Consider the following 24839-nt stretch of genomic DNA (forward strand, 5'->3'; position numbering starts at 1 on the left):
AACCGGACCTCGCCGCAGCAATCAGCGCAGAAGTCGGCGACGGCGGCCGAAACCCGGTTCATCGCGCCGCCCCCTCGGACCGGACCTCGCCGCAGAAATCAGCGCAGAAGTCGGCGACGGCGGCCGAAACCCGGTTCATCGCGCCGCCCCCTCGGGCCGGGCCGCAGCGGCCGAGCCGGCGCGGGAGTCGGTGACGGCGGCCAGGTCGATCCACTCGCGCACCCCGTCGGCGGCCGAACCCCGCGGTACCGTGCCGATCACCTTCCCGCTCAGCCGCAGGCGATCGGCGTCGGAGAGATCCGGCTCGGTGAGCGCCAGCACCGGAATGCCCTGCGTCGACGGCTCCCGCTCGAGCCCGGCAAGCAGCGCGAACCCGTCCACGCCCGGCATCTGCAGGTCGCAGATGATCAGGTCGAAGCGCCGGTCGCGGGACAGCCGCAGCCCCTCCGCGCCGTCGTCGCAGGTCACGACGTTGATTCCGGCATCGGTGAGGCGCTGCTCGACCACTGCGCGGGTGGTGTCGTCGCGGTCGACAACCAGTACCGAAGCCGGCTCTTGATCTTGATTGGGCGCGATGTGCCGGGCCAGCTGGGCCAGGAGGGCGTCGTGGTCGACCGGCTTGACGAAGAAGTCGGCCGCGCCGAGGGCCAGGCCGGCCCGCTTGTCGTCGACGATCGTGGCGAAGAAGACCGGGATGCCCCGCAGCGCCTCGTCGTGCTTGAGCAGGCGGATCACGTCCCAGCCGTCGAGGCCGGGCATGATCACGTCGAGCAGGATCGCGTCCGGGCGCCACTCGCCGGCCAGCGACAGCCCGGCCTCGCCGCTGGACGCGGTGCGGACCTGGTAGCCGGCCCCGGCGAGGTAGGCCTCGAGCAGCTTGGCGGCCCGCGCGTCGTCGTCGATCACGAGCACCCGCCCACGGACGGGGCCGGGCGCGGCCTCCGCGGCGACCTCGGGCCGGGGCAGCTCGGCGGCGGGCAGCCGGACCGTGAACCGGCTCCCGATCCCCGGCTCGGACTCCAGCCCGATCTCCCCGCCGTGCGCCTCGACGAGCCGGCGGGTGAGCGCCAGGCCCAGCCCGGTGCCGGCCCGGCGCTGCGCCGCGGTCCCGAGCTGCTGGAACTCCTCGAAGACCCGCTCCTGGTCCTCGGGCGCGATGCCGATGCCGCTGTCGGCGACCGTGATCGCCACCGTGTCGACGCCGGGCGAGGCGGTGATCGCGATCAGCCCGCCGTCCGGGGTGAACTTGATCGCGTTGGACAGCAGGTTGTCGAGGATCTGGCGCAGGCGCAGCGGGTCGGCGGACACCGCGGCGGTCGGCGGCACATCGAGGTACACCTGCAGGCCCTTGCGATCGGTGAGGGGGCGCAGGGTGGTGATCACCTCGCCCACGGCCGCGTCGAGCGCGATCGGCTCCGGAGTGAGCTCCAGCCGGCCGGACTCGACCTTGGCCAGGTCCAGGATGTCGTTGATCAGCCCGAGCAGGTGCCGGCCACTGCTGTGCACGTGGTCGACCCACTCGGCCGGGACGCTGCGCCGGTCGCCGTCGGGGTGCTCGGCGCGCATGAGGTCGCTGAAGCCGATGATCGCGTTGAGCGGGGTGCGCAGCTCGTGGCTCATGCCGGCCAGGAAGTCGCTCTTGGCCTGGCTGGCGTGGGTGAGCGCGTCGACCGACTCGGCCAGGGCGGCCGCGAGCTGGCGCTGCTCGGCCAGCACGGCGCTGCGCTCGGCGAGCACCTTGGCCTGGCCGCCGAGCACGGTCGTGAGGCGCAGGTCGTCGTGGCTGAACAGCGCGCGGTAGCGGTCCAGCAGCAGCACCGTGCCCACCCCCGGCAGGGCCAGCGCGGTGACCAGCCGGGTGCCGGTGGCCAGGGCAAGCGGGTGGTCCTTGGCGAGGCGGACCGGCTGCCGCGCGGTGAGGAGCCGGTCCACGTCGAAGTCGATGCGCTCGTGCGGCAGGTGCGTGCCGGAGCGGCAGACCGCGGCCAGCCGCCCGAGGCCCGAATCCAGGACCAGGACCGCGTCGGTACCGGTGGTGTCGTGCACGACGTGCGCGAAGCGCCGCCACACCTGGCCCGTGCCCACGTCGGCCGGGAGCCGCTGGAGGTCCTCGGTCGCCTCGTACCAGACCGTCGCCGACATCATCCGGCGCAGGAACCCGGGCGGGACGAACGCGAGCAGGTACAGCACGGCGGCGACCAGCCCGACGACCCGCCCGGCCGGCTGCCACCAGACCTGCTGGCCCGGGTACCGCCCGGCCGCAGTGAACAGCATCAGCATCATCACCGGGTACAGGTAGGTGGCCGCGGCGGCCAGGCGCAGGCGCGTCCGTCCGGCCCCGGAGCGGCGCCGGCTGACCCGCAGCAGCATGGTGCCGGCGATCGCCTCCGTGACCGTGAACGTGGCCGTGATCAGGCCGAGGTACGCCAGGCTCAGCGGGCGCGGGGCCACCGTGGTCGCGGCGATGCTGCCGAGCAGGAGCACCAGGAGCGAGACGTCCAGCCAGCGCGGGACCCGGCCGAGGCGGGCGGCGAGGCGCAGCGTGAGGTACGGCTGGATGAGCAGCAGCGCGGTCGCCAGGGCGCTGGCCGCGACGGGCACCGGCCGCTGCGAGTGCTCGCGCACGGCGGCGTTGACGCACACGGCCAGGGTCGGCAGGAACAGCAGGGCGACGTCGAGCTGCAGCGGGTCGCGGGCCCGGAACCAGGCCCCGAGCGCCCGCAAGAACACGGCCGCCACCAGGACAGCTGTGACAAGAGTTACCATATGACTACGCCCCGTTACGTTCGCGAACGGGACTCACTTTAGTCAGACAGAGCGAGGCGGGGGGCCGGATGAGCGAGGAAGAGCTGCGTGCCACCGTCGCCACGGCCACCCACGACCTGTCCAACGTCCTCGGCGCGGTCCTGAACTACACGACCTTCCTGGCCGAGGACCTGGCCGGCAGCGGCGGCGCGCCGGAGTACCTCCCCCATCTCCAGAGCGCCGCCGAGCGTGCCTTGACGCTAGTAACGGGACTCGCTGCGGCTCTTGCAGGAGACGCAGAGCGTGACTGACGGGAACGCCGCCAGCCGGGCCACCGGGATCTCCCCGGAGCAGGTCTCGCACGTGCCGTAGTGTCCGGCGTCCAGGCGGTCCAGCGCCCGCTCCACCTGGTCCAGGCGGGTGCGCAGGGACAGCGCGAGCGCGAACTCCTGCTCGCGGTTGAAGGCCTTGGTGCCGAGGTCAGCCACGTCGTCGCCGGAGTCGACGACACCGGCGAGGGTCGACTCGGCGACCGCGGCGGTGTACTCCGCCTCCAGCTCGTCCCGCCGCTCCTGCAGGGCGGTGCGGATGTCCTGGGTGCGGGTCTCTGGGTAAACGAGCGTCATTCGGGCCCCCCGGCTCTACGGCGAATACGTGACTCCGGGGTTGCCCATCCGAGTGGCGGCGCAAACCTGACTGTTTTTTGCGACCGGCACAGGGCACCATGAACACCGTGGAGGGCGATTCGATCCAGGTCGACGTGCCCGCGGGTCAGGCCCGCCGGGCGCGCCGCGTGATCACCCAGGCTCTCGAGGCCTGGAACATGCCCCACCTCACCCGCGGCGCGGTCATGGTCGGGCACGAGCTCGTCGCCAACGCGCTGCGGCACGGGCTGCCGCCGGCCGTCCTGCGCCTGCTGCGCCGGGGCGAGACGATCGTGATCGAGGTGGGCGACTGCAGCGAGCAGGTCCCCCGCATCGCCGAGATCGACAACCTGACCAGCACGTCGGGCCGGGGCATGCAGATCGTCGACAGCCTCGCCCTGACCTGGGGCGTGCGGCCCCATCAGGGCGGCAAGACCGTATGGGCGGAGATCGCGCCGAAGGTCAGTTGCTGACCGGCTCGTTCGTGATCGGCAGGATCTGATCCAGCCCGGTGATCTCCAGCGTGACCCGGACGTCCTCGTTCGGGTTGGCCACCACCAGCCGCGCGCCGACGTTCTTCGCGCGCCGCCAGCATCCGACCAGCGTGCCGAGGCCGCTGGAGTCGATGAACGACAGCTCTGTGAGATCCACCACGACCTCGTCGGCGCCCGAGTCCAGCTCGGCGACGACCGCCGTGAGCAGGCTCGGAGCCGAGTCCAGATCGAGCTCCCCCGTCAGCACCAGGTGCGCACGGCCGTCGTGCCGGCGCGTTTCCAGCTCCCAGATCGCCTCGTCTTCTACCACCGGGCTTCCTTTCCTGACTCACTGGTCAACAGTGTGGGGTACCCAATCGGTGGAGTTCAAACGCTCACGCAGGTTGCCTCTGTGCAAACCGCGCGGAACACTCGACTGATGCGAGCTGCGTACCTGGTCGAAGCCGGTAGGGCGGTGTCCGGGTCGCTGAACCTGGTGCACACGATCAGGCGGTCCCTCGCCGCCTGCGTGCCCGAGCTGGCCGACTGGGCCCAGCTGATGATCGTGAGCCGGGGCGAGGCCACGTATACGTCGCTGCTCGACGGCGGCGTCCCCGTCTCGGCCCGGCACGCCACCCCGCCCGGCCAGAGCCGCCTGCTGGTCACCGGCCGGCCCGAGCTGCTGCACGTCGCCCTGGACAACGCGGCCGCGGACGGCCTCCGCGCGCTGGTCCCGGACGACGCCATGCGCGACCAGGTCTCCGCGCTGCGCCCGGCCGACGTGCTCGGCGTGCCGCTGACCGCCCGGGGCAGCACGTTCGGCACCCTGACGCTGGCCCGCCGGGCCGGCGCCGGCTTCGACATCGAGGACATCGAGCTGGCCGAGGAGCTCGCGGTGCGCATCGCGCTCGCCGTCGACGCCGCCCGCCGGTACACCGAGCGCTCGCACGTCGCCTCCGTCCTGCAGAACAGCCTCCGCCCGCCGGAGTTGCCCAAGCTGCGGGGCGTCGACCTCGCGGCCCGCTACCGCCCGGCGGCCGGCGACGCCGAGATCGGCGGCGACTTCTACGACGTCTGGGGCCGCGACGACAGCTGGTCGTTCACCCTCGGCGACGTCTCCGGCAAGGGCGTCGAGGCCGCCGTCGTCACCGGCCAGGCCCGGCACACGGTCCGCGGCGCCTCGGCCGTCGCCCCCGCGCCGGCGGCCGTGCTCGGCGCGCTGAACGCGATGCTCACCGGGACGACCTCGGGCCGGTACGTCACCGCCGTCTACGGCCACGTCACGCCCACCGCGACCGGCCTGCGCGTCGAGCTCGCCTCGGCCGGCCACCCGCCGCCGCTGCTCCTGCGCCCGGACGGCTCGGTCACCCCGATCGCCGTGCGCGGCATGGCGGCCGGCCTGGTCGAGGACGTGGCCTACGAGCCGGCGACGGTCGAGCTGGCGGCCGGCGAGACCCTGGTCCTGTACACCGACGGCGTCACCGAGGCCGGCGAGCGCAGCGTCCGACGCGGCACCAAGCGCCTGGTCGCGCTGCTGTCGCAGTACGCCGAGGCGCACGTCGAGGCCCTGGTCGAGGCGGTGGAAATCGCCGTCGTCGAAGGAACCGGCGCCGCCCAGCGCGACGACCTGGCCGTGCTGGCATGCAGAGCCACATGATCCACTTGTACTTCCAGTGCCTCGCAGACCGCGACGGCTCAGCGGCCCTCAGGCTGTGCACCGACCTCGTCGACGCCGGCCGGAGCCCGGTCGACGTCCTCCTCGACGTGGTCGCCCCGGCCCAGGAGCAGGTCGGCCACCGCTGGGCCACGGGCGAGTGGACGGTGGCCCACGAGCACGCGGCCACGGCGATCAGCGAGTCGGTCGCCGTCGCCCTGGGCACCCGCCTGCCGCAGCCCGACCCGCCCCGCGGCCACGTCGTGCTGGCCTGCGCCGAGCGCGAGTGGCACGGCCTGCCGGCCCGGCTGGTGGGCTTCGCCCTGCAGGAGGCCGGCTGGCGCACCACGTTCCTGGGCGCCTCGACCTCCCCGGCCCAGTTCGCCCGCTTCCTGGACGACGTCGACGCGGACGCGGTGGCCATCTCCTGCTCGGTGGCGGCCGCCCTCCCCGCCGCCCGCCGCATGATCGACGCCTCCCGCGAGGTGGGCCTCCCGGTCCTGGTCGGCGGCGGCGCCTTCGGCAGCGACGACACCCGCGCCATGGCCCTGGGCGCGACGGCCTGGGCCCCGGACGCCCGCACGGCGATCAAGGCCCTGGAGTCGATCACCCCACCGCCCGCGCCCTTCGCGCGCCGCCGGGCCGGCCTGGACGAACACGCCGAGCTGACGGCGCGCTTCGCCGAGCTCCGCGACCAGACCCGCCGGCGCTGGGCTTCGGTGATCGGCCCGGACCACAGCGAAACCGACCTGGCCGACGACGCGCTGGACCACGCCCTGCACTCCCTGTCGGCGGCGCTGCTGACCGACGACTCCCGACTCGTGCGCGAGGCGAACGACTGGCTCACCGACCTGTACGCGGCCCGCGGCGCCCCGGCGACCGCGGTGGCGGCGCTGTGGTCCGCCCTGCGCACGACGGTCGGCGAGCCACTCCCGGAGGCCGCCCGCCACCTGGCGACCCTGCGCTGACCGCTTCGCGCGGTACCACCGACTTCGCAAATCTCCCAATCTCCGATCTGACCTGTATCGTAACGATCTGACGATCGGGAACCTTGGAGGCTGGGATGGCGGGACGCACCATCGAGGTCGACGACGAGGTGTTCGCCTTCCTGCAGCAGCACTGCGAGCCGTTGGTCGACACGCCGAACGACGTGCTGCGTCGACTCCTCCTTGGCGGAGGGTCGGAGGAGTCACCGAAGCGACTCGAAGCCGCGACTGTCGCTCGACCGCGGGTGCTGCGCCGCAAGGGAGCTCTGTCACCTTTGATCAAGGCTGGACTCATCGCCCCTGGCGATGTTCTGCGACACGAACAGCCAAGAAGGCGCATGGTTCACGAGGCAACCGTCACGGCTCACGGTTGGGTACGGCTGGCCGACGGAAGATTGTTCTCCACCCCGTCACGAGCACTCGCGGAGCAGACCGGCACGACGATCAACGGCTGGGGCTACGTGCATGTACCGAGCGGTAAGCCCCTTTACGAGCTGCGCGCCCAGGTCGAGCAGAACTAAGTTGCGCTCCCAATCGTCGGTCTCTACGATTGGGAGCGCAGCCGTTGGACCGCAAAGCAAAACCCCGGCGGCATGCCCTCGCGGGCAGAGGCGGACCGGGGTCTTCGTAGTCCAATATAGCGTGCTTTGGCCACGACTGGGAGACGGGCATGCGAGCGGCAGAGCTGACGGTGCTCGAACAGCGGCTCTCACCTGAGCGGCTTGGCCCGTACAAAGGCGCGTGCGGCGGCGACCTGCAGGCAGCACTTGAGCTGTACCGATGGAACGCAGAGATTACGGCAGCCCTTTCGACAACCATCGGCCACGTTGAAGTGTTGTTGCGAAACGCCCTGCACCACCAACTCGAGGACTGGTCGGTCCGAACTTTCGGCGAACCGTGCTGGTACCTGAATCCTGTCTCTTCAACGCTTCCGAACGGGTTCCTGGACGTCGAAGCTCTCGATGACATCGCCAAGGCAAGGTCTCGCGCCGTACGTGACCGCCGGCCGGAAACGCCTGGTCGTGTCGTCGCTGAACTCAATCTCGGTTTCTGGCAGTTCCTTCTCGCGCGCAGGTACGACCGCCGGCTGTGGCACCCATGCCTTCACAAGGCATTTCCTCGCCGGCGGCGCACCCTCGTCTTCGATGCCGTCGGTTCGCTGCATGAGGCTCGGAATCGGATGGCCCATCACGAGCCGATGTTCAATCGGCCCTTGGGCAGCCTGTTCCAAACGTCATTGCGGGTCGCCGACTGGATCTGCCCCACCAGCCGCCGGTGGGTCGAGGCGGACAGCCGGGTGACCCGGGTTCTCGCAGCTCGACCTGCTCCGCCGCTCTTGGCCGGAAACCCACCGTGATCGCCTTTCTCAGGCCAGCGCCATCCGGAAGGCCGTGGTGAGCGCCTCGTCCAGGTGATCGAGGAGATCCTGCGGGTCCGCGTAAATGGCCGCCGCCCCGTGGTCCAGCAGCTCGGCCGCGCACAAGCCGCCCGAGGTGAGCCCGATGCACGGGATCGACAGCTTGCCCGCCGCGTGTACGTCCCAGACCGAGTCGCCCACGAAGACCGTCTCGTCCGCCGACAGGCCGGAGCGGGACAGGGCCACCTCCAGGATGTCCGGGGCCGGCTTGCTCTCCGAGGCGTCGTCCGCGCTCGTCACGGCGGTCAGGGACGAGTCGGCGTCGAGGCAGCGCAGCAGGGCGTCGAGCTCCGGGTGCGAGGCCGACGTGGCCAGGACGACCTTCAGGCCCCGCTCGGCGCAGGTGTCCAGGAGCTTGCGCGCGCCCGGCAGCGGGCGCAGGGCGGTCCAGTGCGGCGCGTAGAGGGCCGAGTGCGCGGCCCGGATCTCGTCGTCGGCGGACGGGTCATGGTCCGAGCCGAGCAGCTCGTCGAGGATTTTGTCGGAGCCCATGCCGATCGCGCGGTGGATGCGGGCCATGGGCACGTCGTGGTCGTGCTGACGCAGCGCCTGCCACCAGGCGACGGCGTGCAGGTACACGCTGTCGACGAGGGTGCCGTCCACATCAAAGAGCACACCGGTCACGGGTTTGGTCATGTCCGGGGTGATACCCACCACGGCCGGGGTATCACTGGATCCATGACCGAGCCCGATCGCCCGGTCGCCGTCGCGGAGCCGTTTCCGGGCTTCGAGGCGGACGACCTCGGCGACTTCGCCACCGAGCACTGCAGCCCCACGCTGGCCGAACAGCTGGCCGGCGGGCCCGAACACGCCCGCGAGCCGGAAAGCCCCCGCGGCCTGGCGGGCATGGACGAATAACAGGGAGTGATGCATAAACACGCCTGAATCGGGGCATGTCCTGGGGGCATGGAGTCAGTCCGCGACGCCCTGGGCGACATCGTACGGTTCGTCCCGTCCTTCCTGCTGTTCGTCGTCATCCTGCTCGTCGGATGGCTCATCGCAACGCTTGCCCGCACGGCGGTACACAAGCTGCTTGATCGGGTCGGTTTTCACAGGCTGACCGAGCGCGGCGGGCTCGGCAGAACCCTGGCCCACGGCAAGCTCGACGCCAGCGACCTGCTCGCCAAGCTCGTGTACTACGCGCTCCTCCTCTTCACCCTCCAGATCGCGTTCGGCGTGTGGGGCCCCAACCCGGTCTCGGAACTCATCGACGCCGTGGTCCGCTGGCTGCCCCGGGCCGTCGTCGCGATCGTGATCGTGGTGGTCGCCGCGGCCATCGCGGCCGGCGTGCGGGACCTCGTCACCGGCGCCCTCGGCGGTCTGACCTACGGCCGGGCGCTCGCCACCGTCGCGTACTGGTTCATCCTCGGCCTCGGCCTGATCGCCGCGCTCAACCAGATCGGCATCGCCACCACCGTCACCACCCCGGTCCTCATCGCCGTCCTGGCCACGGTGGCCGGCATCCTCATCGTGGGCGTCGGCGGCGGCCTCGTCCGCCCGATGCAGCAGCGCTGGGAGGGCTGGCTCGGCCGGCTCGAGCAGGAGGCCCCCGAGGTCTCGACCCGCCTCCAGGCCGCGGCCGCCACCCGCCGCGAGGAGCGCGAGGTCCAGGAGCGCCGCGAGGAGGAGGCCCGCCAGGCCGCCGTGCAGCGCGCCCGGCTGGAGGAAGAGGCCGCCCAGGCCCGGATCGTCCCGCCGACCCCCGGCCCCATTCCCGGGCTCGTCGACGCGCCGACCATGGTCGTTCCCCAGGTGCCGGCCCCGCACCACCCGCAGGTCCCGCAGCAGCGCGACGACACGGTGGTGATCAACCCGCCGCCGGACGAGGACGAACGACGCCCATAAATGCCGAAAAAGGCCGCCGAATAGCCAATTCGGACCGACCCTCGTCATTGCCCTATTCAAACTTCACAATTCGCTGCCGCGGTGTGATCCCCCCTTTCCCGGGCGCCCTGAAGCTGGCATGTTGAGGCATCACCTCCACCAGCGAGAGGGGGGCACGATGGGCCGACGGAGATGGGTGCACGCCGCGGTGGCGACCGCACTCGTTCCACCGATGCTCGTGATCGCATGGGCGAATCCGAGCGCAGCGGCACCAATCCCGGCAGGCAGCCTGAAGGCCGTCGAAAGCCTCAAACCGGCCAAGCAGTCCTCGGGGGCGAAATCGCCGACGAGTCGCATGGCCAAGACCGACCCGTCCCTGCTCAACCGCTCCGACACGGCCAAGGTGCCGGTCGCGGTCAAGCTCGACTACGACGCCACCGCGACGTATTCCGGCGATATTGCCGGATATGCCGCCACGAGTCCATCCGTAACGGGGAAGGCGCTGTCCGGCAGCGCCGATGAAAAGCGGTACGAGAACCGAATCGCGGGAATCGAGGACAAGTTCCTCGCCGACCTCAAGATGCAGGTCCCAGACGCCAAGATCGGCCAGAAGCTGCGCACGGTCTACGGCGGCATCGCACTCATGGTGCCCGCCAACAAGATCGGCGCGATTCTGGCCCTCGACAACGTCGTGGCGGTCCAGTCCGACACGGCCCGGCAGCCGCAGACCGACTCCTCGCCGGCCTTCATCGGCGCGGACAAGGTCTACCCGCAGCTGGGCGGGGCCCCCAACGCCGGCAAGGGCGTGATCTTCGGCTCGCTGGACAGCGGCGTGTGGCCGGAGCACCCGTCGTTCGCCGACAACGGCAACCTCGGCAGCCCGCCGGCCAAGACCGACGGCACGCCGCGCGCGTGCAACTTCGGCGACAACCCGCTGACCCCCGCGGCCGACCCGTTCGTCTGCAACAAGAAGCTCATCGGGGGCCAGGGCTTCCTGGACACCTACAACGCGCTGCAGCCGATGGAGGTCTACGGGTACACCGCCCGTGACTCCGACGGCCACGGCACGCACACCGCGTCGACGGCCGCCGGTGACCCGGTCGCGTCGGCCAAGATCTTCGACATCGAGCGCGGGCCGATCAACGGCATCGCGCCCGGGGCGTGGGTCTCGGTCTACAAGGTCTGCGGCGCCACCGGCTGCTACGGCACCGACTCGGCCGCCGCGGTCCAGCAGGCGATCAAGGACGGCGTGAACGTCATCAACTTCTCGATCTCGGGTGGCGCGAGCCCGTACACCGACATCGTGGAGCTGGCGTTCTTCGACGCGTACAAGGCCGGCGTGTTCGTCGCCGCCTCGGCCGGCAACAGCGGCCCGGGTGCGAGCACGTCCGACCACCTGTCGCCGTGGGTGACCACGGTGGCCGCGTCGACCCAGAAGCGCTCGTTCAACAGCACGCTGACGGTCCGCTCCTCGGACGGCTCGTCGACGACGCTGACCGGCACTTCGATCACCCCCGGCATCTCCAGCCCGCTTCCGGTGGTGCTGGCCTCGGCCGCCCCGTACAGCGACGCGCTGTGCATCAAGCCCGTCCCGGCGGGCCTGTTCGACGGCAAGATCGTGGCCTGCCAGCGCGGACCCAACCGGGTCCTCAAGGGCGTCACGGTCAAGGCCGGCGGCGCGGCCGGCATGATCCTGTACAACAACCCGGCGGCCGAGACGCTGAGCGACAGCCACTGGCTGCCGACGGTGCACCTGGCCGACGGCGTGCCGTTCCTGAACTACGTCAACGCGCACCCGAACGTCACGGCGAGCTTCACGCAGGGCGAGAAGGGCACCCAGCCCTCCGACGTCATGGCGAGCTTCTCGTCGCGCGGCCCGGGTGGCAACTTCATCAAGCCCGACATCACCGCGCCGGGCACGCAGATCCTGGCCGGCAACACGCCGACCCCCGACGACGTCGCCGTCGGCCCGCCCGGGCAGTACTACCAGGCGATCGCCGGCACCTCGATGTCCTCCCCGCACATCGCCGGCTCCGCGATCCTGGAGAAGGCGCTGCACCCGGGCTTCACCCCGGGTCAGATCAAGTCCTCGCTGATGACCACGGCGACGACGAAGGTGCTCAAGGAGGACGGGGTCACCCCGGCCGACCCGTTCGACCTCGGTGCCGGTCGCGTCCAGGTCAACCTGGCCGCGAACCCCGGCCTGACGTTCGACGAGACGGCCGACCGGATGTTCGCCCTGGGCAACGACCCGGTCAACGCGGTGCAGATCAACCTGCCGTCGGTGAACGCGCCGGTCATGCCGGGCAAGCTCACCGCCGTCCGCACGGCGAAGAACGTCACGAACAAGACCCTCGTGTACCGCGTTGAGACGACGTCGCCCAGCGGCTCGTCCATCACGGCCACGCCGGCCCTGTTCTCGGTCGGCGCCGGCAAGAGCCAGCAGATCAGCATCACGATCAAGTCCAACGCCACGCAAGGCCAGTACTTCGGCGAGGTCCGGCTCGTGCCGGTCACCGGCGGAGTGCCGACGCTGCACCTCCCGGTCGCGTTCGTGCCCAAGCAGGGCGACGTCCAGGTCACCCAGGCCTGCACGCCGAGCGAGATCGGCCTGCTGCAGACCAGCAAGTGCACGGTCACCGCGACCAACGGCACCTTCAACGACACCACGGCCGACTTCACCACCACGACGTCGCTGAACCTCCCGGTCGCCGGGGCCAGCAACGCCAAGGTGGTCAACCCGTTCAAGGTGGAGAAGAAGGGCGCACCGCTCGCCGGTGCGGTCCCGGGCACGCCGTCGCTGACGCCGGGCACCATCGCCGGCTACCTCCCGCTCGATCTGTTCGGGATCACCCCGACGCCCATCGGCGACGAGGACCTGACGACGTTCAATGTGCCGAGCTACGTCTACAACGGCGTGACGTACAGCGCGGTGACCATCGACTCCAACGGGTACCTGTATCCGGGCAGTGACGACAGCAGGGAGAACAACAACTGCTGCAGCATCACCCCGATCCCGGACCCGGCGAAGCCGAACAACGTGCTCGCACCGTTCTGGACCGACCTGGACGGCACGGGCGCGAAGGGCCTGCAGGTGGCGACGCTGACCGACGGTGTCGACACCTGGCTCGTGGTCGAGTGGAGCGTCAACGACTTCGGGACCCTCAACGCACGCCACTTCCAGGTCTGGATCGGCGTGAACGGGGTGCAGGACATCGTCTTCGCGTACGACCCGGCCACCATCACCACCCTGCCCGCCGGGCAGAACATGGTCGTGGGGGCCGAGAACGTGACCGGCACGGGCGGACAGGGCCTGCCCCTGAACACCCTGCCGACCGAGGACCTGCGCGTGGTGAGCTCCGATCCGGTGCCCGGCGCGTCGCTGTCCTACACGGTGACGGTGTTCGGTCTCCTGCCCGGTAACGGCGAGGTGACCACCTCGGTCGTGTCCCCGGCGGTGCCGGGCACGACGGTCGTCAAGAGCACCATCAAGGTGAGCCCGAAGCTCAACCGCATCGGCACCTGACCTTCTCACAAAGCGGCCGGTCCCCTTGCACAACGGGGGCCGACCGTTTGAGTATCGAGGACATGCGGACCTTTGCAAGCGCGGGCGAACTGCTGGCCTCGGTGGGCGAGCACCTCGGCTACAGCGAGTGGCAGGAGGTCACGCAGGAGCGGGTGAACCTCTTCGCCGACGCGACCGGCGACCACCAGTGGATTCACGTGGACCCAGAGCGCGCCAAGGCCGGCCCGTTCGGCACCACGATCGCCCACGGCTTCCTGACGCTCTCCCTGCTGCCGACGCTGGTTTCCCAGGTGTACCGCGTGGAAGGCATCCGCATGGGCATTAACTACGGCCTCGACCTGGTCCGCTTTCCCGCCCCGCTGCCGACCGGCTCGAAGGTGCGGGCGGGCGTGGAGCTGCTCGTCGCCGACGACAAGGGCGAGGGCTGGGTGCAGCTCAAGAACCGGGTCACGATCGAGCGTGAGGGCGGCGACAAGCCGGTCTGTGTCGCCGAATCCCTCACGCGTCTCCTGATCTAAAGCAGGTTGGCCAGTTCGGCCAGACGGGCTCGGTGCTGCGTCGCCGAGCCCAGGGCGACCGCGTTGGCGCGGGCCCGCTTGAGGTACCAATGCGCGGGGTGTTCCCAGGTGAACCCGATCCCGCCGTGCAGCTGCACGCACTCCTCGGCCGCCTTGACCGCGACCGGGGAACAGAACGCCTGGGCCAGGGACGCCGCCACGGGCAGGTCCGGGTCGTCGTTGGCCAGGCAGTCGGCCGCATAGCGGGCCACCGCCCGGGCCTGCGTGACCGCGACCCACAGGTCGGCCAGCCGGTGCTTGATCGCCTGGTACGAGCCGATCTGCCGGGCGAACTGCCGGCGGGTCTTGCCGTATTCGACCGTCGTCGCCAGGCACCACTCGGCGATCCCCAGCTGCTCGGAGGCGAGCAGCGCGGCCCCGGCCACGAGCGCCCGCCCGACCAGCGGACCCGCGTCCGCCGCCACGAGCCGGCCGGCCGCACCGTCGAACGCGAGGTCGGCGACCGGCCGGGTGAGGTCCAGCGAGACCACCGCCGTCCGGTCGACGTCCGCTGCCTCAACCGCGAACAAACCAGCCGCCGTCGGTACCAGTACGACGTCCGCCGTCAGCGCATCGGCCACGGTCGTCACGGCGCCCGACAGCGCACCGTCCGCCGCGGTGACCGTCCACTGGAGAACGCCGGTGGACGACAGCGGCACGGCCAGGGTCGCGCTGCGGGTGCCCGCGGCCAGCTCGGCCAGCAGCGGATCGTCCGCCGGCAGGGCCGCCGTGGCCAGCACCGCGCTGCCCAGGAACGGCACCGGCGCGGCGAAGCGGCCGAGCTCCTCCATGACCACGGCCGTCTCGCGCCAGCTCGCGCCGGCGCCGCCCGCGGACTCGGGGATCGGCAGGCCCGCGCAGCCCAGGTCGGCCGCCAGCCGCCGCCACAGCTTCAGGTCGACGGGCTCCGGGCCCTCCAGGCGGGACAGGTCGGTGCGGTCGGCGAGCAGGGAGCGGACCGACGCGCGGAGCTCCTCCTCGACCTCGGAGTACAACAGGTCGGTCATTTCGGCAGGTCCTTCCACGCCACGTCCTTGTCCGCGCGCTGCTCCTGCGGCAGCCCCAGGACCCGCTCGGCCACGATGTTGCGCAGGATCTCCGAGGTGCCGCCCTCGATCGAGTTGCCCTTGGCGCGCAGGTAGCGGTAGCCGGCGGTACGCCCGGCGAAGTCCACCAGCGTCGGCCGGCGCAGCGTCCACTCGTCGTGCCGCAGGCCCTCCTCGCCCAGCAGGTCCAGCTCCAGCGCCGAGATCTCCTGGTTGAGCCGCGCGAAGAGCAGCTTCGAGGCCGAGCCCTCCGGACCGGGCTGGCCGGCCGCGAGCTGCTGGCGCAACCGCACCCCGGTCAGCCGGGCCGCCTCGGCGTCGACCCACAGCCGCATGAGGGCGTCGTGCAGGCCGGGCGAGCGGACCTCCGGGCGCTCGCGCCACAGGTCGGCCACGATGCCGATCGCGCCGCCCTCGCGCGGGATGGCCTGCCCGCCGATCGAGACGCGCTCGTTCATCAGGGTCGTCTGCGCGACCGCCCACCCCTCGCCGACCGCGCCGAGGCGATCGGTGTCGGGGATCCGGACGCCGCTGATGAAGACCTCGTTGAACTCCGCCTCGCCGGTGATCTGGCGCAGCGGCCGCACTTCGACGCCCGGTGCCGTCATGTCCAGCACGAAGTACGTGAGGCCCTGGTGTTTCGGCAGCGCCGGATCGGTGCGCGCGATGAGGATCGCCCAGCGGGCCTCGTGCGCCATCGACGTCCAGACCTTCTGCCCGTCGACGACCCAGTCCTCGCCGTCGCGGACCGCGCGGGTGCCGAGGCCGGCGAGGTCGGAGCCGGCGCCGGGCTCGCTGAACAGCTGGCACCACACCTCCTCGCCGGTCCACAGCGGCCGCAGCCAGCGCTGCCGCTGCTCGTCGGTGCCGTGCCGGAGGATGGTCGGGGCGGCCATGCCCAGCCCGATGCCGATGCGGCGCGGGTTGTTGTCGGGCGCGCCGGCGTCGGCGAAGACCTGGTCGACGGCCGGCTGCTCGGCGCGGGGCAGGCCGAGGCCGCCCAGCCCCGGCGGGTACGGCACCCATGCCAGCCCCGCATCGAACCGCGCCCGCAGGAATTCCAGCGGGTCAGTGCGAGCGGGATCGTGACCCGCCAGGAATTCGCGAGCGAGATCCGCGGTACTCAAACGCAGCTCCTTAGTTCAGTGGCCCGCCGGCCACGTAGATCACCTGGCCGGAGACGAACCCGGCGCCGTCGCTGACCAGGAACGAGATGGTGTGGGCGATGTCGTCGGGCTTGCCGACCCGGCGGACCGGGATCTGCTCGGCCGCGCCCTTCTGGAACGTCTCGAAGTCGATCTTCATGCGGGCCGCGGTCGCGGCGGTCATGTCGGTGGCGATGAACCCGGGCGCCACGGCGTTGGCGGTCACCCCGAACGGCCCCAGCTCGATCGCGAGGGTCTTCGTGAAGCCCTGGAGTCCGGCCTTGGCCGCGGAGTAGTTCACCTGACCCCGGTTACCCAGCGCGGACGAGGAGGAAAGGTTCACGATCCGGCCGAACTTGGCCGCGGTCATGTGCACCTGGGCCGCGCGGGTCATGAGGAAGGCACCCCGCAGGTGTACGCCGATGACGGTGTCCCAGTCGCCGTCGGTCATCTTGAACAGCAGGTTGTCGCGGATGACCCCGGCGTTGTTCACCAGCACGACCGGCGGCCCGAGCTCGGCCGCGGTGCGCTCGACGGCCGCGGCGACCTGCTCGGCGTCGGCGACGTCGGCGCCGACGGCGAGCGCGCGCCCACCGGCGCCGGTGATCTGCTCGACGGTGTCCTTGCAGGCGTTCTCGTCGAGGTCCAGGACGGCGACGGCGTGCCCGTCGGCGGCGAGGCGGATGGCGGTGGCGGCTCCGATGCCGCGGGCCGCGCCGGTGACGATGGCGACGCGGTTCAGGTCAGTAGTGGTCACAACAACGATCCTCGCGCGTGAGACGGGGTCTCGAAAAGTATGCACTATGAGTGCATGTTTTTGCACGGCTGAAAATCCCAAGTTCCGGCCCGGGATTCGTTCAGGTGCGGCACGGTTGCGCCGATGGTCTCAGCGTCACACGGATGAGACAGCACAGCGGGGGGCAAGGATGAACGGCAAGACGATCGCCAAGGCGCTCACGATCACGGGTCTGACCGGCATGGCCGGCATGGCCGGCATCCTGAGCGGGACCGCAGCTCACGCGGCCGCGCCGAGCGAGTCCGTCGCCTACGTCCGGGCCGGCAACATCTACAGCAGCACGGGCGCCACCGAGGTCCGGCTGACCGAGGACGCGCTCAACGCCCGCCCGCGGTTCTCCCCGGACGGCACCAAGCTGGCCTACCTGCACGACGGCACGGTCTGGGTCATGAACGCCGACGGCGCCGGCAAGCACCAGGTCAGCGACCGCCCGGCCGGCGGCCCGGCCTGGTCGCCCGACGGCCGGTCGATCGCGTTCGCCGCGCTGTCCTGCACCGGCGGCCCGGGCGTCTTCCGCGTCGCCGCCGGCGGCGGCACCACCGAGGCGCTCTTCCCGGCCTCCTGCCGCGACCAGGAGCTGCCGCAGGTCGCCGCCACCGAGTCCACGGACGCTCCGGCCGCCAACCTGGTCGACCGCCTGCGCACCGACGACGCCGTGGCCTGGTCCCCGGACGGCACCCAGATCGCCTTCCGCGGCGGCGAGTGCGAGAGCATCGCCGACAACTGCCTCAGCATCGGTACCGTCACCACCGGCCGCGAGCGCGCCATCGACGTGTACGGCGGCGGCGGCAACGGCACCAGCGGCTTCGGCGTGGTCCCGGCCTGGCGGGCGGACGGCAAGAAGGTCGCCTGGACGACGTACGCGGCCGACGGCACCGCGGTCGCGGTCACCGAGGCGAACACCGACGGCTCCGGCCGCCACGCGATCGGCAAGGCGGACGACCGCGAGCTGGTCTACACCGGCACCTCGACGGCCGTGCTGACGGGCGCGCTGAACGGGCACTCCTGGGTCACCGCGGTCAACCTGACCACCGGCAAGCGCACGCCGCTGCACCAGGGCTCGCAGCCCACTGTCGCGCCGTAACTCCGCACGCGGCCGCGGCTCTGCGGCGCGAAGCTCGAAGCGCGCCCCGCTCTGCGGCGCGGAGCTCGAAGCGCGCCCCGCTCTGCGGCGCGGAGCCCGAAGCGCGCCCGCTCCGCGGCGCGATCTGCGAAACCTCCCATACCCGAAAAATGCGGATAAGTCGTGACGCGCCAGCGTCATGAGTTATCCGCATTTTTCGTTATCCCGACGGCGTAACGGCGCATGATGGCCCATATGAGCCACCGGTCGTTGCCCGCCGTCACGCTGTGCGCGGCAGCAGTCATGCTCGGCGCCTGCGGCAGCGACGCGAAGCCCACGACCAGCCCGAGCGCGGCCGCGGCCCACCCGACCGGGGACGTGCTGCTCGCCGTCGAGGACCTGCCCGAGGGGTACGCGACCAGCCCGCCCGACGCCACCCCCGAGGTCAGCGCGGCCAGCTCCCCGAGCGTCGAGGGCTGCGAGGCGCTGCTCGACCTGTTCCGGGGCGGCGGGCCGACCGAGGCGCGGTTCGAGGCCGGCGCCACCGGGCCGTTCCTGGCCGAGAGCCTCGCCGCCGTCAAGAGCCTGGACACCCTGGCCGCGAAGTGTCAGACCTTCACGGACACCGATGGCGATGGGGCCACGACGAGTGTGCGCGTGGAGACGGTCGGGGACTTTCCGAGGGTGGGCGACAGCGAGCGGGTGTTTCGGATGTCGGCTCAGGGCGGTACCGGAGACGACGCTTTTGCTTTGAGCGGGTATCTCGTGCAACTCGGCGTCGGGGGTCTGACCTGCACGATTGTGCATTTTGGGCAGCCCGGCGTGGACCGGGGCGAGACCGAGTCGATCGCTCGGGCGGCGGTAACGAAGATCCGGCGACGACAATGAGGACATGCGGCTCGGCACGTTCAACCTCATGCACGGACGCTCGCTGACCGACGGGCTGGTCGAGACCGGCCGGATCGGCGCGGCGATCGCGGAGCTCGACGCGGACGTGCTGGGGCTGCAGGAGGTGGATCGCGCCCAGCCGCGCAGCGGGCACGCCGACCTGGCGGGGATCGCGGCCGACGCGCTCGGCGCCCGGCACGCGATGTTCGTCCCGGCGGTCGTGGGCACGCCCGGGGAGGCCTTTCGCGCCGCCACCGACGACGACGCCGACGGCGTCGACCCGCACTACGGCGTGGCCCTGGTCAGCCGCTACCCGGTGCTCGAATGGCACATCACCCGGCTGCCGGCGGCGCCGCTGCGCGCCCCGATCATGATCCCCGGGCCGAAGCGCATGCACATGATGCTGCTCGACGACGAGCCCCGGGTGCTGCTCGCGGCGGTGGTCGCGACCCCGCTCGGGCGCGTGACGATCGCCACCACCCACCTGTCGTTCGTGCCCGGATGGAACGTTCGGCAGCTGCAACTGGTCCGCCGGGCGTTGCGCAAACTGCCCGCGCCGCGGCTGTTGCTTGCGGACCTGAATCTTCCGGGCGGCCTGCCACGGTTGTTTTCCGGCTGGCATCGATTGGCGGGGGTACCCACCTATCCCTCGCCCGCCCCGCAGGTGCAATTCGATCACGTTCTGGCCGATTCGCGGGGGATCGAGCGCCTGCCCAGGGTGCTCAGCGTCGACAGCCCCCGGCTGCCGTTCTCGGACCACCGACCTCTAGTTGTGACGCTGCGTGATCGGCCGGGCACGCTGAAAATCGATTAGGACAGATTTAAATCCGCGCAAATTGCCAGGTTGCGACCGTTTGTCCGGTCGCGATTGCGAAGCGTGCTCGGATAACTACGATTCTTCGGCGCCTTGTAGATTAGGCGTTCGTTTGTTGGGATGCGTACCGTCAGTGATTTCCAACCGAAGGTATAAGGCCACAGAGGCCGCCGGTCCGGAGGATTAGAGCCGTGAAAGGTCGCCACCGCCCAGCTGGGTCGTCGGGCGGAGCGCTCAAGCTGGGCGCCGCCGCCGTCGCCGTGCTCGTCGTCCTCGCCGGCAGCTGGTACGCGTTCAACAAGTACTCCAAGCCCGCCTGCGGCAACGCCGCCAAGCTCAGCATCGGCGCCTCGGCCGACATCTCGCCCGCCCTCAAGCTCCAGGCGGCCGAGTGGGCCGAGCAGGCCAAGGACAACGGCAACTGCGTCGACATCGAGGTCTTCGACGAGGACCCGGCCGACGTGGCCGCGGCCCTGGCCGGCAAGGCCGACAAGTCGCTGACCGGCGTGGGCCAGGCCAACGGCAAGACCCGCATCCCGGACGTGTGGGTCGCCGACTCCTCGCTGTGGCTGCAGCGCATCCGCGCCGTCAACCCGGACAGCGTCAAGGCCGGCGCGCACTCGGTCGCGCTGAGCCCGGTGGTGCTCGCGATGCCCGAGCCGGCCGCGACGAAGTTCGGCTGGCCGCAGAAGAACATCACGTACGCGGATCTGATCGCCAGCCTCGCCGCCAACCAGGGCACCAAGATCGGCATCACCGAGCCGAGCCGGGACGCCACCGGCCTCGCCGGGCTGCTGACCCTGGCCAGTGTGGCCAAGCAGGCCGGCGGCGGCAACGCCACCCAGGCCACCCAGGTCGCCACCACCGCGCTGCGGGCTCTCGCGGCCGGTCGCTCGTCGGTGCGCTCGGACCTGATCCAGAAGTTCCCGCGGGGCAGCGACCAGCAGGCGATCAGCACCAGCCTGACCGTGGCCCCGCTGTCCGAGCAGGCGATCATCCAGTACAACGGGCAGCAGCCGCCGGTCCGCATCGCCGCGATCTACGCCGAGCCGGCGGCCCCGCCGCTGGACTACCCGTACGTCGTGCTGAGCGCGGACAAGGCCAGCATGGCCGACGAGCTGCTCAAGTCCCTGCAGACCCAGGACTTCCGCGACAAGCTCGGCGCGATCGGCCTGCGCGGCGCCGACGGCGCCCCCGGCAAGGGCTTCCAGACCCCGGCCAACGCGCCCGGCGCCCTCGCCGCCGCGGCCCCGCAGCTGCCCGACGCGGGCACGGTCGAGACGCTGCTGCAGCAGTGGCAGGCGATCACGCTGCCGGCCCGCATGCTGGCCGTGCTCGACGTCTCCGGCTCGATGCTGGAGCCGGTGCCGACGGCCGGCAACGCGACCCGCATGCAGGTGACGCTGGAGGCGGCCCGCAAGGGCATGGCGCTCTTCGACGACTCCTGGTCGCTGGGCGTGTGGACGTTCTCGACGCTGCTGGACGGCCAGAAGGACTACAAGCAGCTGGTCCCGATCGGTCCGCTGGTCTCGCAGCGGGCCCAGCTGGTGCAGGCCCTGGGCGGCATCACGCCGAAGAAGAACGGTGACACCGGCCTCTACGACACCATTCTGGCGGCGTACAAGGCGGTCCAGAGCGGGTACGAGAGCGGCCGGATCAACTCGATCATCGTCATGACCGACGGCGAGAACGACGACCCCGCCGGCGGCCTGAAGCTCGAGGAGCTCATCGCCCAGCTCAAGGCGGTCGCCGACCCGGCCAAGCCGATCCAGATCATCCTGATCGGCATCGGCGACAAGGTCGGCGAGGCGGCGATGCGCCAGATCACCGACGCGGTCGGCGGCGGCACCTTCGTCGCGCAGGACCCGTCGAAGATCGGCGACATCTTCCTGCAGGCCATCTCGCTGCGCGGCCAGATCGCGCAGAAGAAGTAGCTACCAGCGCGCCTTCCGGGCCTGCGCCTCGTACAGCAGGATGGAAGCCGAGACGGAAACGTTCAGCGAGTCGCCGGACCCGAGCATGGGGACGGCGACTCGCTGGTATCCGCGGCCGTACCAGCCCTTGGCGATGCCGTACCGCTCGCTGCCCACCACCAGCGCGGTGCGCCCGCCGTAGTCGGCCTGCCGGTAGTTGATCGCCTCGTCGGTGTCCGCCAGCAGCACGGTGAAGCGGCGCGCGTCGAGCCACGCGACGGCCTCGTCCACAGTTTCGAATTCCAGCGTCGGTACCGTCAGAATCGTGCCCTGACTCGCCCGGATCACCTTCGGATGGGTGAGCCGCGTCTTGCGGTTCGTCAGCACCAGACAGTCCGCCCCGCACGCGTCGAGCGAGCGGATGAGCGTCCCCAGGTTGCCCGGGATCTCCAGCCCGTCGGCCACCAGGATCAGGCCGGTCTTGCCGAAGCGCAGGTCGCGCTCGTCCCAGCGGGGCAGCGCGGCCAGCGACAGCAGCCCGTCGGGCTTGTCCCGCTCGGAGATCTTCTCCAGCGTGCGCAGGGAGATGCGGAACGAGCGCTCGGCTCGCGCCGCGATCTCCTCCGCCCGCTTGTGGGCCTCGTCGGCGTAGATCGCCTCCGGGCACCAGAAGAACGTGTCGATCGGCGCCCCGGCCTCCAGCAGCATGTTGTGCGCCCAGAGCCCCTCGGCGACGAACAGCTTGTAGCGGTTCGGCGCGGTGTTGTTCTGGATGTGCTGCACCTGCCGGACGGCCGGATGCTGGAGCCCGACGGCCTGAACTTCCATCACAAACTGACGGTAGCCGACAGCTCCTCCGCCTCGGAGATGGACCAGTCGCGCACGTTGCCGGCCGCGGTCAGGTCGGCCCGGATCTCCTCCAGCGTGCGCACCGGCCCGGCCACCTCCAGCTTGGCCACCTCGGCCTTCATCGACTGCTGGGCGGCCGACTTGGCCCGCCGGATCGCCCCGAGCACCTCGGCCGCCACCACGAACGGCGCCGTGTCGGCCGCAGCCGGGGCCACCGGCCAGGGCGCCCGGTGGATCGAGCCCTCCTGCCACCACGACCAGACCTCTTCGGTCACATAGGGCAAGAACGGAGCAAGCAGCCGTTGTACCGCCGACAGCGCGATCGCCAGCGCCGCCCGCGCGGACTCCACTTCGGACGGTGCCGCCTCGCCGTACGCGCGCGCCTTCACCAGCTCCACGTAGTCGTCGCAGAACGTCCAGAAGAACTGCTCGGTCACCTCGAGCGCCCGGGCGTAGTCGAACTGCTCGAACGCGGCGGTCGCCTCGGCCACCACAGTGGACAGTGCGCCGAGCAGCGCCCGGTCCACCGGCTCGGTCACCTGGGCCGGATCGGGGTTCTGCTCGGCTTCGCCTTGGGCTTGCAGGCCCAGCACGAACCGGCTCGCGTTGAGCAGCTTCACGGCCAGCCGCCGGCCCACCTTGAACACGTTGGTGTCCAGCGCGGTGTCCACGCCGCGGCGGGCGCTGCCGGCCCAGTACCGGATCGCGTCGGAGCCGAACTGCGCCACCAGCTCCTCGGGCGAGTCCTTGGCGTTGTCCTTCGACTTCGACAGCTTCTTGCGGTCCGGGTCGAGAATCCACCCGGCGATGGCCGCGTGCTTCCAGGGCAGCACCCCGTGCTCGAACTGCGCGCGCAGCACCGTGGTGAACAGCCAGGTCCGGATGATCTCGTGCGCCTGCGGCCGCATCGCCATCGGGAACACCAGCGCGAACAGTTCCGGGTCGTCCAGCCAGGCCCCGGCGATCTGCGGGGTGAGCGAGGACGTGGCCCAGGTGTCCATCACGTCCGGGTCGCCGACGAACCCGCCGGGCATGCCGCGGTCGATCTCCTCGTACCCCGGCGGCGTGTCACTGCTCGGGTCCATCGGGAGGGACTCCGGCACGATCGGGTCGTCGTACATGGGGTTGGCGTCGGCGTCCAGGCGGTACCAGAGCGGAATCGGAACGCCGAAGAACCGCTGGCGGCTGATCACCCAGTCGCCGGTCAACCCCTCGACCCAGTGCTCGTAGCGGGTCCGCATGTGCGCCGGCTCCCACTCCAGCTCCCGCCCGCGGCGCAGCATGATCTCGCGCAGCTCCGGCGTCCGCGCGCCGTTGCGGATGTACCACTGCCGGGTCGCCACGATCTCGACCGGCCGGTCGCCCTTCTCGTAGAACTTCACCGCGTGCGTGATCGGCTTCGGCTCCCCGTCGAGCTCGCCGGACGAGCGCAGCAGCGCCACGATCTTCTCCCGCGCCTGGTGCACCGTCAGCCCGGCCACCGGCGCGTAGAGCTCCTCGTCCACACCCTCCGGCGGCTGCAGCCCGAGCCGCCCGTTGCGCTGCATCACGGTGCGGGTCGGCAGGTCCAGCTCGCGCCACCAGGTCACGTCGGTGAGGTCGCCGAACGTGCACACCATCACCAGCCCGCTGCCCTTCTCGGGGTCGGCGAGGTGGTGAGCCAGCAGCGGAACCTCCACATTGAACAGTGGCGTCCGCACGGTACTGCCGAAATGCTCCTTGTACCGCGCGTCCGTCGGGTGCGCCACCAGCGCCACGCACGCCGGCAGCAGCTCGGGCCGGGTGGTCTCGATGAAGAACTCGCCGAACTTGATCCGGTGGTAGGCGCCGGGGCGCTCGCGGTCCTCCAGCTCGGCCTGGGCCACCGCGGTCCCGAACGACACGTCCCAGAGCGTCGGCCCGTCCAGCGGGTACGCCTCGCCGCGCCCGAGACTGTTGAGGAATCCACGCTGGGCGGTGGCGCGGGCCCGGTCGCCGATCGTGGTGTACAGATACGTCCAGTCGACGGAGAGCCCGACCAGCTTCCAGAGCCGCTCGTAGGACTGCTCGTCCATCTCCGTCTGCCGCTGACACAGCTCGATGAAGTTCCGCCGGCTCACCAGCACCCGTTGTTTGCCGGGCTTTTCGGGCGGCTGGAACTCTGCGTCGTACGGCAGTGTCGGGTCGCACTGGACCCCGAACGTGAGCTGCACCCGGCGCTCGGTCGGCAGCCCGTTGTCGTCCCACCCCATCGGGTAGAACACGTCCCGCCCGCGCATGCGTTGATAGCGGGCGATGATGTCGGTCTGCGTGTACGAGAACACGTGCCCGACGTGCAATGCCCCGCTCACGGTCGGCGGCGGCGTGTCGATGGCGAACACGTTCTCGCGGTCGGCGGTGCGATCGAAGCGGTACGTGCCGTTTACCTCCCATACGCGCGCCCACTTCTCCTCGAGGCCGTCGAGACTGGGACGCTGCGGAATACGGTCGGTTTCAGGCATGCAAGTCATGCTATGACCG

General features: G+C 70.9%; 23 protein-coding genes. 14 read left to right on the plus strand and 9 right to left on the minus strand.

Annotation, left to right across the window (positions count from 1 at the left end; genetic code table 11):
- Positions 1-135: 135 nt before the first annotated feature.
- Positions 136-2739: an ATP-binding response regulator gene (locus ACQP00_RS51610; protein ID WP_433212016.1), complete on the minus strand. Its 2604-nt coding sequence runs from the start codon at positions 2737-2739 to the stop codon at positions 136-138.
- A gap of 95 nt (positions 2740-2834) precedes the next feature.
- Between ACQP00_RS51610 and ACQP00_RS51615 the strand changes: the two genes are divergently transcribed.
- Positions 2835-3056, plus strand: coding sequence for a hypothetical protein (locus ACQP00_RS51615; RefSeq protein WP_433212019.1), 222 nt, complete (start codon positions 2835-2837; stop codon positions 3054-3056).
- Here the strand turns inward: ACQP00_RS51615 and ACQP00_RS51620 are convergent.
- On the minus strand, positions 3006-3371 hold the full coding sequence (locus tag ACQP00_RS51620) for a TraR/DksA family transcriptional regulator (protein WP_433212021.1): 366 nt from the start codon (positions 3369-3371) through the stop codon (positions 3006-3008). The two genes, ACQP00_RS51615 and ACQP00_RS51620, sit on opposite strands and share 51 nt — an antisense overlap.
- A gap of 107 nt (positions 3372-3478) precedes the next feature.
- Between ACQP00_RS51620 and ACQP00_RS51625 the strand changes: the two genes are divergently transcribed.
- On the plus strand, positions 3479-3862 hold the full coding sequence (locus tag ACQP00_RS51625) for an ATP-binding protein (protein WP_433212023.1): 384 nt from the start codon (positions 3479-3481) through the stop codon (positions 3860-3862).
- On the opposite strand, the gene ACQP00_RS51630 is transcribed toward ACQP00_RS51625, so the two are convergent.
- Positions 3852-4193 carry an STAS domain-containing protein gene (locus tag ACQP00_RS51630; RefSeq protein WP_433212025.1) on the minus strand — a complete coding sequence of 114 codons (342 nt, stop codon included), beginning with the start codon at positions 4191-4193 and terminating at the stop codon, positions 3852-3854. The two genes, ACQP00_RS51625 and ACQP00_RS51630, sit on opposite strands and share 11 nt — an antisense overlap.
- A 108-nt stretch (positions 4194-4301) precedes the next feature.
- Here ACQP00_RS51630 and ACQP00_RS51635 point away from each other — a divergent pair, with 108 nt between their 5' ends.
- The 4 genes from ACQP00_RS51635 (at position 4302) to ACQP00_RS51650 (ending at position 7859) form a co-directional block, all read left to right on the plus strand.
- Positions 4302-5519 (plus strand): PP2C family protein-serine/threonine phosphatase, encoded by a 1218-nt coding sequence (locus ACQP00_RS51635; protein WP_433212027.1) that lies wholly within the window; start codon positions 4302-4304, stop codon positions 5517-5519.
- Positions 5516-6484, plus strand: a complete 969-nt coding sequence (locus ACQP00_RS51640) for a cobalamin B12-binding domain-containing protein (RefSeq protein WP_433212029.1) — start codon at positions 5516-5518, stop codon at positions 6482-6484. Before ACQP00_RS51635 ends, ACQP00_RS51640 begins: the two co-directional genes overlap by 4 nt.
- A 95-nt stretch (positions 6485-6579) precedes the next feature.
- Positions 6580-7023: a hypothetical protein gene (locus ACQP00_RS51645; RefSeq protein WP_433212031.1), complete on the plus strand. Its 444-nt coding sequence runs from the start codon at positions 6580-6582 to the stop codon at positions 7021-7023.
- Positions 7024-7172: 149 nt separating this feature from the next.
- The gene (locus ACQP00_RS51650) at positions 7173-7859 is read left to right on the plus strand and encodes a hypothetical protein (RefSeq protein ID WP_433212033.1); all 687 of its coding nucleotides are present in this window, start codon (positions 7173-7175) and stop codon (positions 7857-7859) included.
- Positions 7860-7868: 9 nt separating this feature from the next.
- On the opposite strand, the gene ACQP00_RS51655 is transcribed toward ACQP00_RS51650, so the two are convergent.
- Entirely contained in the window at positions 7869-8555 is a 687-nt protein-coding gene (locus tag ACQP00_RS51655; protein ID WP_433212035.1) for an HAD family hydrolase, read from the minus strand.
- 42 nt (positions 8556-8597) lie between these two features.
- Here ACQP00_RS51655 and ACQP00_RS51660 point away from each other — a divergent pair, with 42 nt between their 5' ends.
- From ACQP00_RS51660 to ACQP00_RS51675, 4 genes are all read left to right on the plus strand, one after another.
- On the plus strand, positions 8598-8777 hold the full coding sequence (locus ACQP00_RS51660; RefSeq protein ID WP_433212037.1) for a hypothetical protein: 180 nt from the start codon (positions 8598-8600) through the stop codon (positions 8775-8777).
- Positions 8778-8825: 48 nt separating this feature from the next.
- Positions 8826-9764, plus strand: coding sequence for a mechanosensitive ion channel family protein (locus tag ACQP00_RS51665; protein ID WP_433212039.1), 939 nt, complete (start codon positions 8826-8828; stop codon positions 9762-9764).
- A 334-nt stretch (positions 9765-10098) separates the two neighbouring features.
- Positions 10099-13269 carry a S8 family serine peptidase gene (locus ACQP00_RS51670; protein ID WP_433212041.1) on the plus strand — a complete coding sequence of 1057 codons (3171 nt, stop codon included), beginning with the start codon at positions 10099-10101 and terminating at the stop codon, positions 13267-13269.
- Positions 13270-13331: 62 nt separating this feature from the next.
- On the plus strand, positions 13332-13787 hold the full coding sequence (locus ACQP00_RS51675) for a MaoC family dehydratase (protein ID WP_433053673.1): 456 nt from the start codon (positions 13332-13334) through the stop codon (positions 13785-13787).
- Here ACQP00_RS51675 and ACQP00_RS51680 read toward each other — a convergent pair.
- The 3 genes from ACQP00_RS51680 to fabG are packed head-to-tail and all read right to left on the minus strand — an operon-like array spanning position 13784 to position 16774.
- Positions 13784-14833, minus strand: coding sequence for an acyl-CoA dehydrogenase family protein (locus ACQP00_RS51680; RefSeq protein WP_433212043.1), 1050 nt, complete (start codon positions 14831-14833; stop codon positions 13784-13786). The two genes, ACQP00_RS51675 and ACQP00_RS51680, sit on opposite strands and share 4 nt — an antisense overlap.
- Positions 14830-15999: an acyl-CoA dehydrogenase family protein gene (locus ACQP00_RS51685; RefSeq protein WP_433212045.1), complete on the minus strand. Its 1170-nt coding sequence runs from the start codon at positions 15997-15999 to the stop codon at positions 14830-14832. Before ACQP00_RS51685 ends, ACQP00_RS51680 begins: the two co-directional genes overlap by 4 nt.
- A gap of 10 nt (positions 16000-16009) precedes the next feature.
- Complete coding sequence (gene fabG, locus ACQP00_RS51690; protein WP_433212047.1) at positions 16010-16774, minus strand: 3-oxoacyl-ACP reductase FabG; 765 nt, start codon at positions 16772-16774, stop codon at positions 16010-16012.
- Between the two features lie 169 nt (positions 16775-16943).
- Between fabG and ACQP00_RS51695 the strand changes: the two genes are divergently transcribed.
- From ACQP00_RS51695 to ACQP00_RS51710, 4 genes are all read left to right on the plus strand, one after another.
- Positions 16944-17897, plus strand: coding sequence for a TolB family protein (locus tag ACQP00_RS51695; RefSeq protein WP_433212049.1), 954 nt, complete (start codon positions 16944-16946; stop codon positions 17895-17897).
- Positions 17898-18131: 234 nt separating this feature from the next.
- Positions 18132-18764, plus strand: coding sequence for a hypothetical protein (locus ACQP00_RS51700; RefSeq protein WP_433212051.1), 633 nt, complete (start codon positions 18132-18134; stop codon positions 18762-18764).
- 4 nt (positions 18765-18768) lie between these two features.
- Entirely contained in the window at positions 18769-19578 is an 810-nt protein-coding gene (locus ACQP00_RS51705) for an endonuclease/exonuclease/phosphatase family protein (protein ID WP_433212053.1), read from the plus strand.
- A 191-nt stretch (positions 19579-19769) separates the two neighbouring features.
- Entirely contained in the window at positions 19770-21512 is a 1743-nt protein-coding gene (locus ACQP00_RS51710; protein ID WP_433212055.1) for a VWA domain-containing protein, read from the plus strand.
- Here ACQP00_RS51710 and ACQP00_RS51715 read toward each other — a convergent pair whose 3' ends face one another.
- Positions 21513-22319 (minus strand): TrmH family RNA methyltransferase, encoded by an 807-nt coding sequence (locus ACQP00_RS51715; RefSeq protein WP_433224332.1) that lies wholly within the window; start codon positions 22317-22319, stop codon positions 21513-21515.
- Positions 22319-24802, minus strand: coding sequence for a valine--tRNA ligase (valS, locus tag ACQP00_RS51720; protein WP_433224334.1), 2484 nt, complete (start codon positions 24800-24802; stop codon positions 22319-22321). Before valS ends, ACQP00_RS51715 begins: the two co-directional genes overlap by 1 nt.
- Positions 24803-24839 lie beyond the last annotated feature (37 nt).

The organism is Dactylosporangium sp. CS-047395 (genome assembly GCF_050942185.1).
Taxonomy (GTDB): domain Bacteria; phylum Actinomycetota; class Actinomycetes; order Mycobacteriales; family Micromonosporaceae; genus Dactylosporangium.

Excerpts from the sequence above, each read along its gene's own strand:
- ACQP00_RS51615 (WP_433212019.1), top strand. The coding sequence starts at position 2,835 with ATGAGCGAGGAAGAGCTGCGTGCCACCGTCGCCACGGCCACCCACGAC.
- ACQP00_RS51620 (WP_433212021.1), bottom strand. The coding sequence starts at position 3,371 with ATGACGCTCGTTTACCCAGAGACCCGCACCCAGGACATCCGCACCGCC.
- ACQP00_RS51635 (WP_433212027.1), top strand. The coding sequence starts at position 4,302 with ATGCGAGCTGCGTACCTGGTCGAAGCCGGTAGGGCGGTGTCCGGGTCG.
- ACQP00_RS51640 (WP_433212029.1), top strand. The coding sequence starts at position 5,516 with ATGATCCACTTGTACTTCCAGTGCCTCGCAGACCGCGACGGCTCAGCG.
- ACQP00_RS51645 (WP_433212031.1), top strand. The coding sequence starts at position 6,580 with ATGGCGGGACGCACCATCGAGGTCGACGACGAGGTGTTCGCCTTCCTG.
- ACQP00_RS51650 (WP_433212033.1), top strand. The coding sequence starts at position 7,173 with ATGCGAGCGGCAGAGCTGACGGTGCTCGAACAGCGGCTCTCACCTGAG.
- ACQP00_RS51655 (WP_433212035.1), bottom strand. The coding sequence starts at position 8,555 with ATGACCAAACCCGTGACCGGTGTGCTCTTTGATGTGGACGGCACCCTC.
- ACQP00_RS51660 (WP_433212037.1), top strand. The coding sequence starts at position 8,598 with ATGACCGAGCCCGATCGCCCGGTCGCCGTCGCGGAGCCGTTTCCGGGC.
- ACQP00_RS51665 (WP_433212039.1), top strand. The coding sequence starts at position 8,826 with ATGGAGTCAGTCCGCGACGCCCTGGGCGACATCGTACGGTTCGTCCCG.
- ACQP00_RS51670 (WP_433212041.1), top strand. The coding sequence starts at position 10,099 with ATGGCCAAGACCGACCCGTCCCTGCTCAACCGCTCCGACACGGCCAAG.
- ACQP00_RS51675 (WP_433053673.1), top strand. The coding sequence starts at position 13,332 with ATGCGGACCTTTGCAAGCGCGGGCGAACTGCTGGCCTCGGTGGGCGAG.
- ACQP00_RS51680 (WP_433212043.1), bottom strand. The coding sequence starts at position 14,833 with ATGACCGACCTGTTGTACTCCGAGGTCGAGGAGGAGCTCCGCGCGTCG.
- ACQP00_RS51695 (WP_433212049.1), top strand. The coding sequence starts at position 16,944 with ATGAACGGCAAGACGATCGCCAAGGCGCTCACGATCACGGGTCTGACC.
- ACQP00_RS51700 (WP_433212051.1), top strand. The coding sequence starts at position 18,132 with ATGAGCCACCGGTCGTTGCCCGCCGTCACGCTGTGCGCGGCAGCAGTC.
- ACQP00_RS51705 (WP_433212053.1), top strand. The coding sequence starts at position 18,769 with ATGCGGCTCGGCACGTTCAACCTCATGCACGGACGCTCGCTGACCGAC.
- ACQP00_RS51715 (WP_433224332.1), bottom strand. The coding sequence starts at position 22,319 with ATGGAAGTTCAGGCCGTCGGGCTCCAGCATCCGGCCGTCCGGCAGGTG.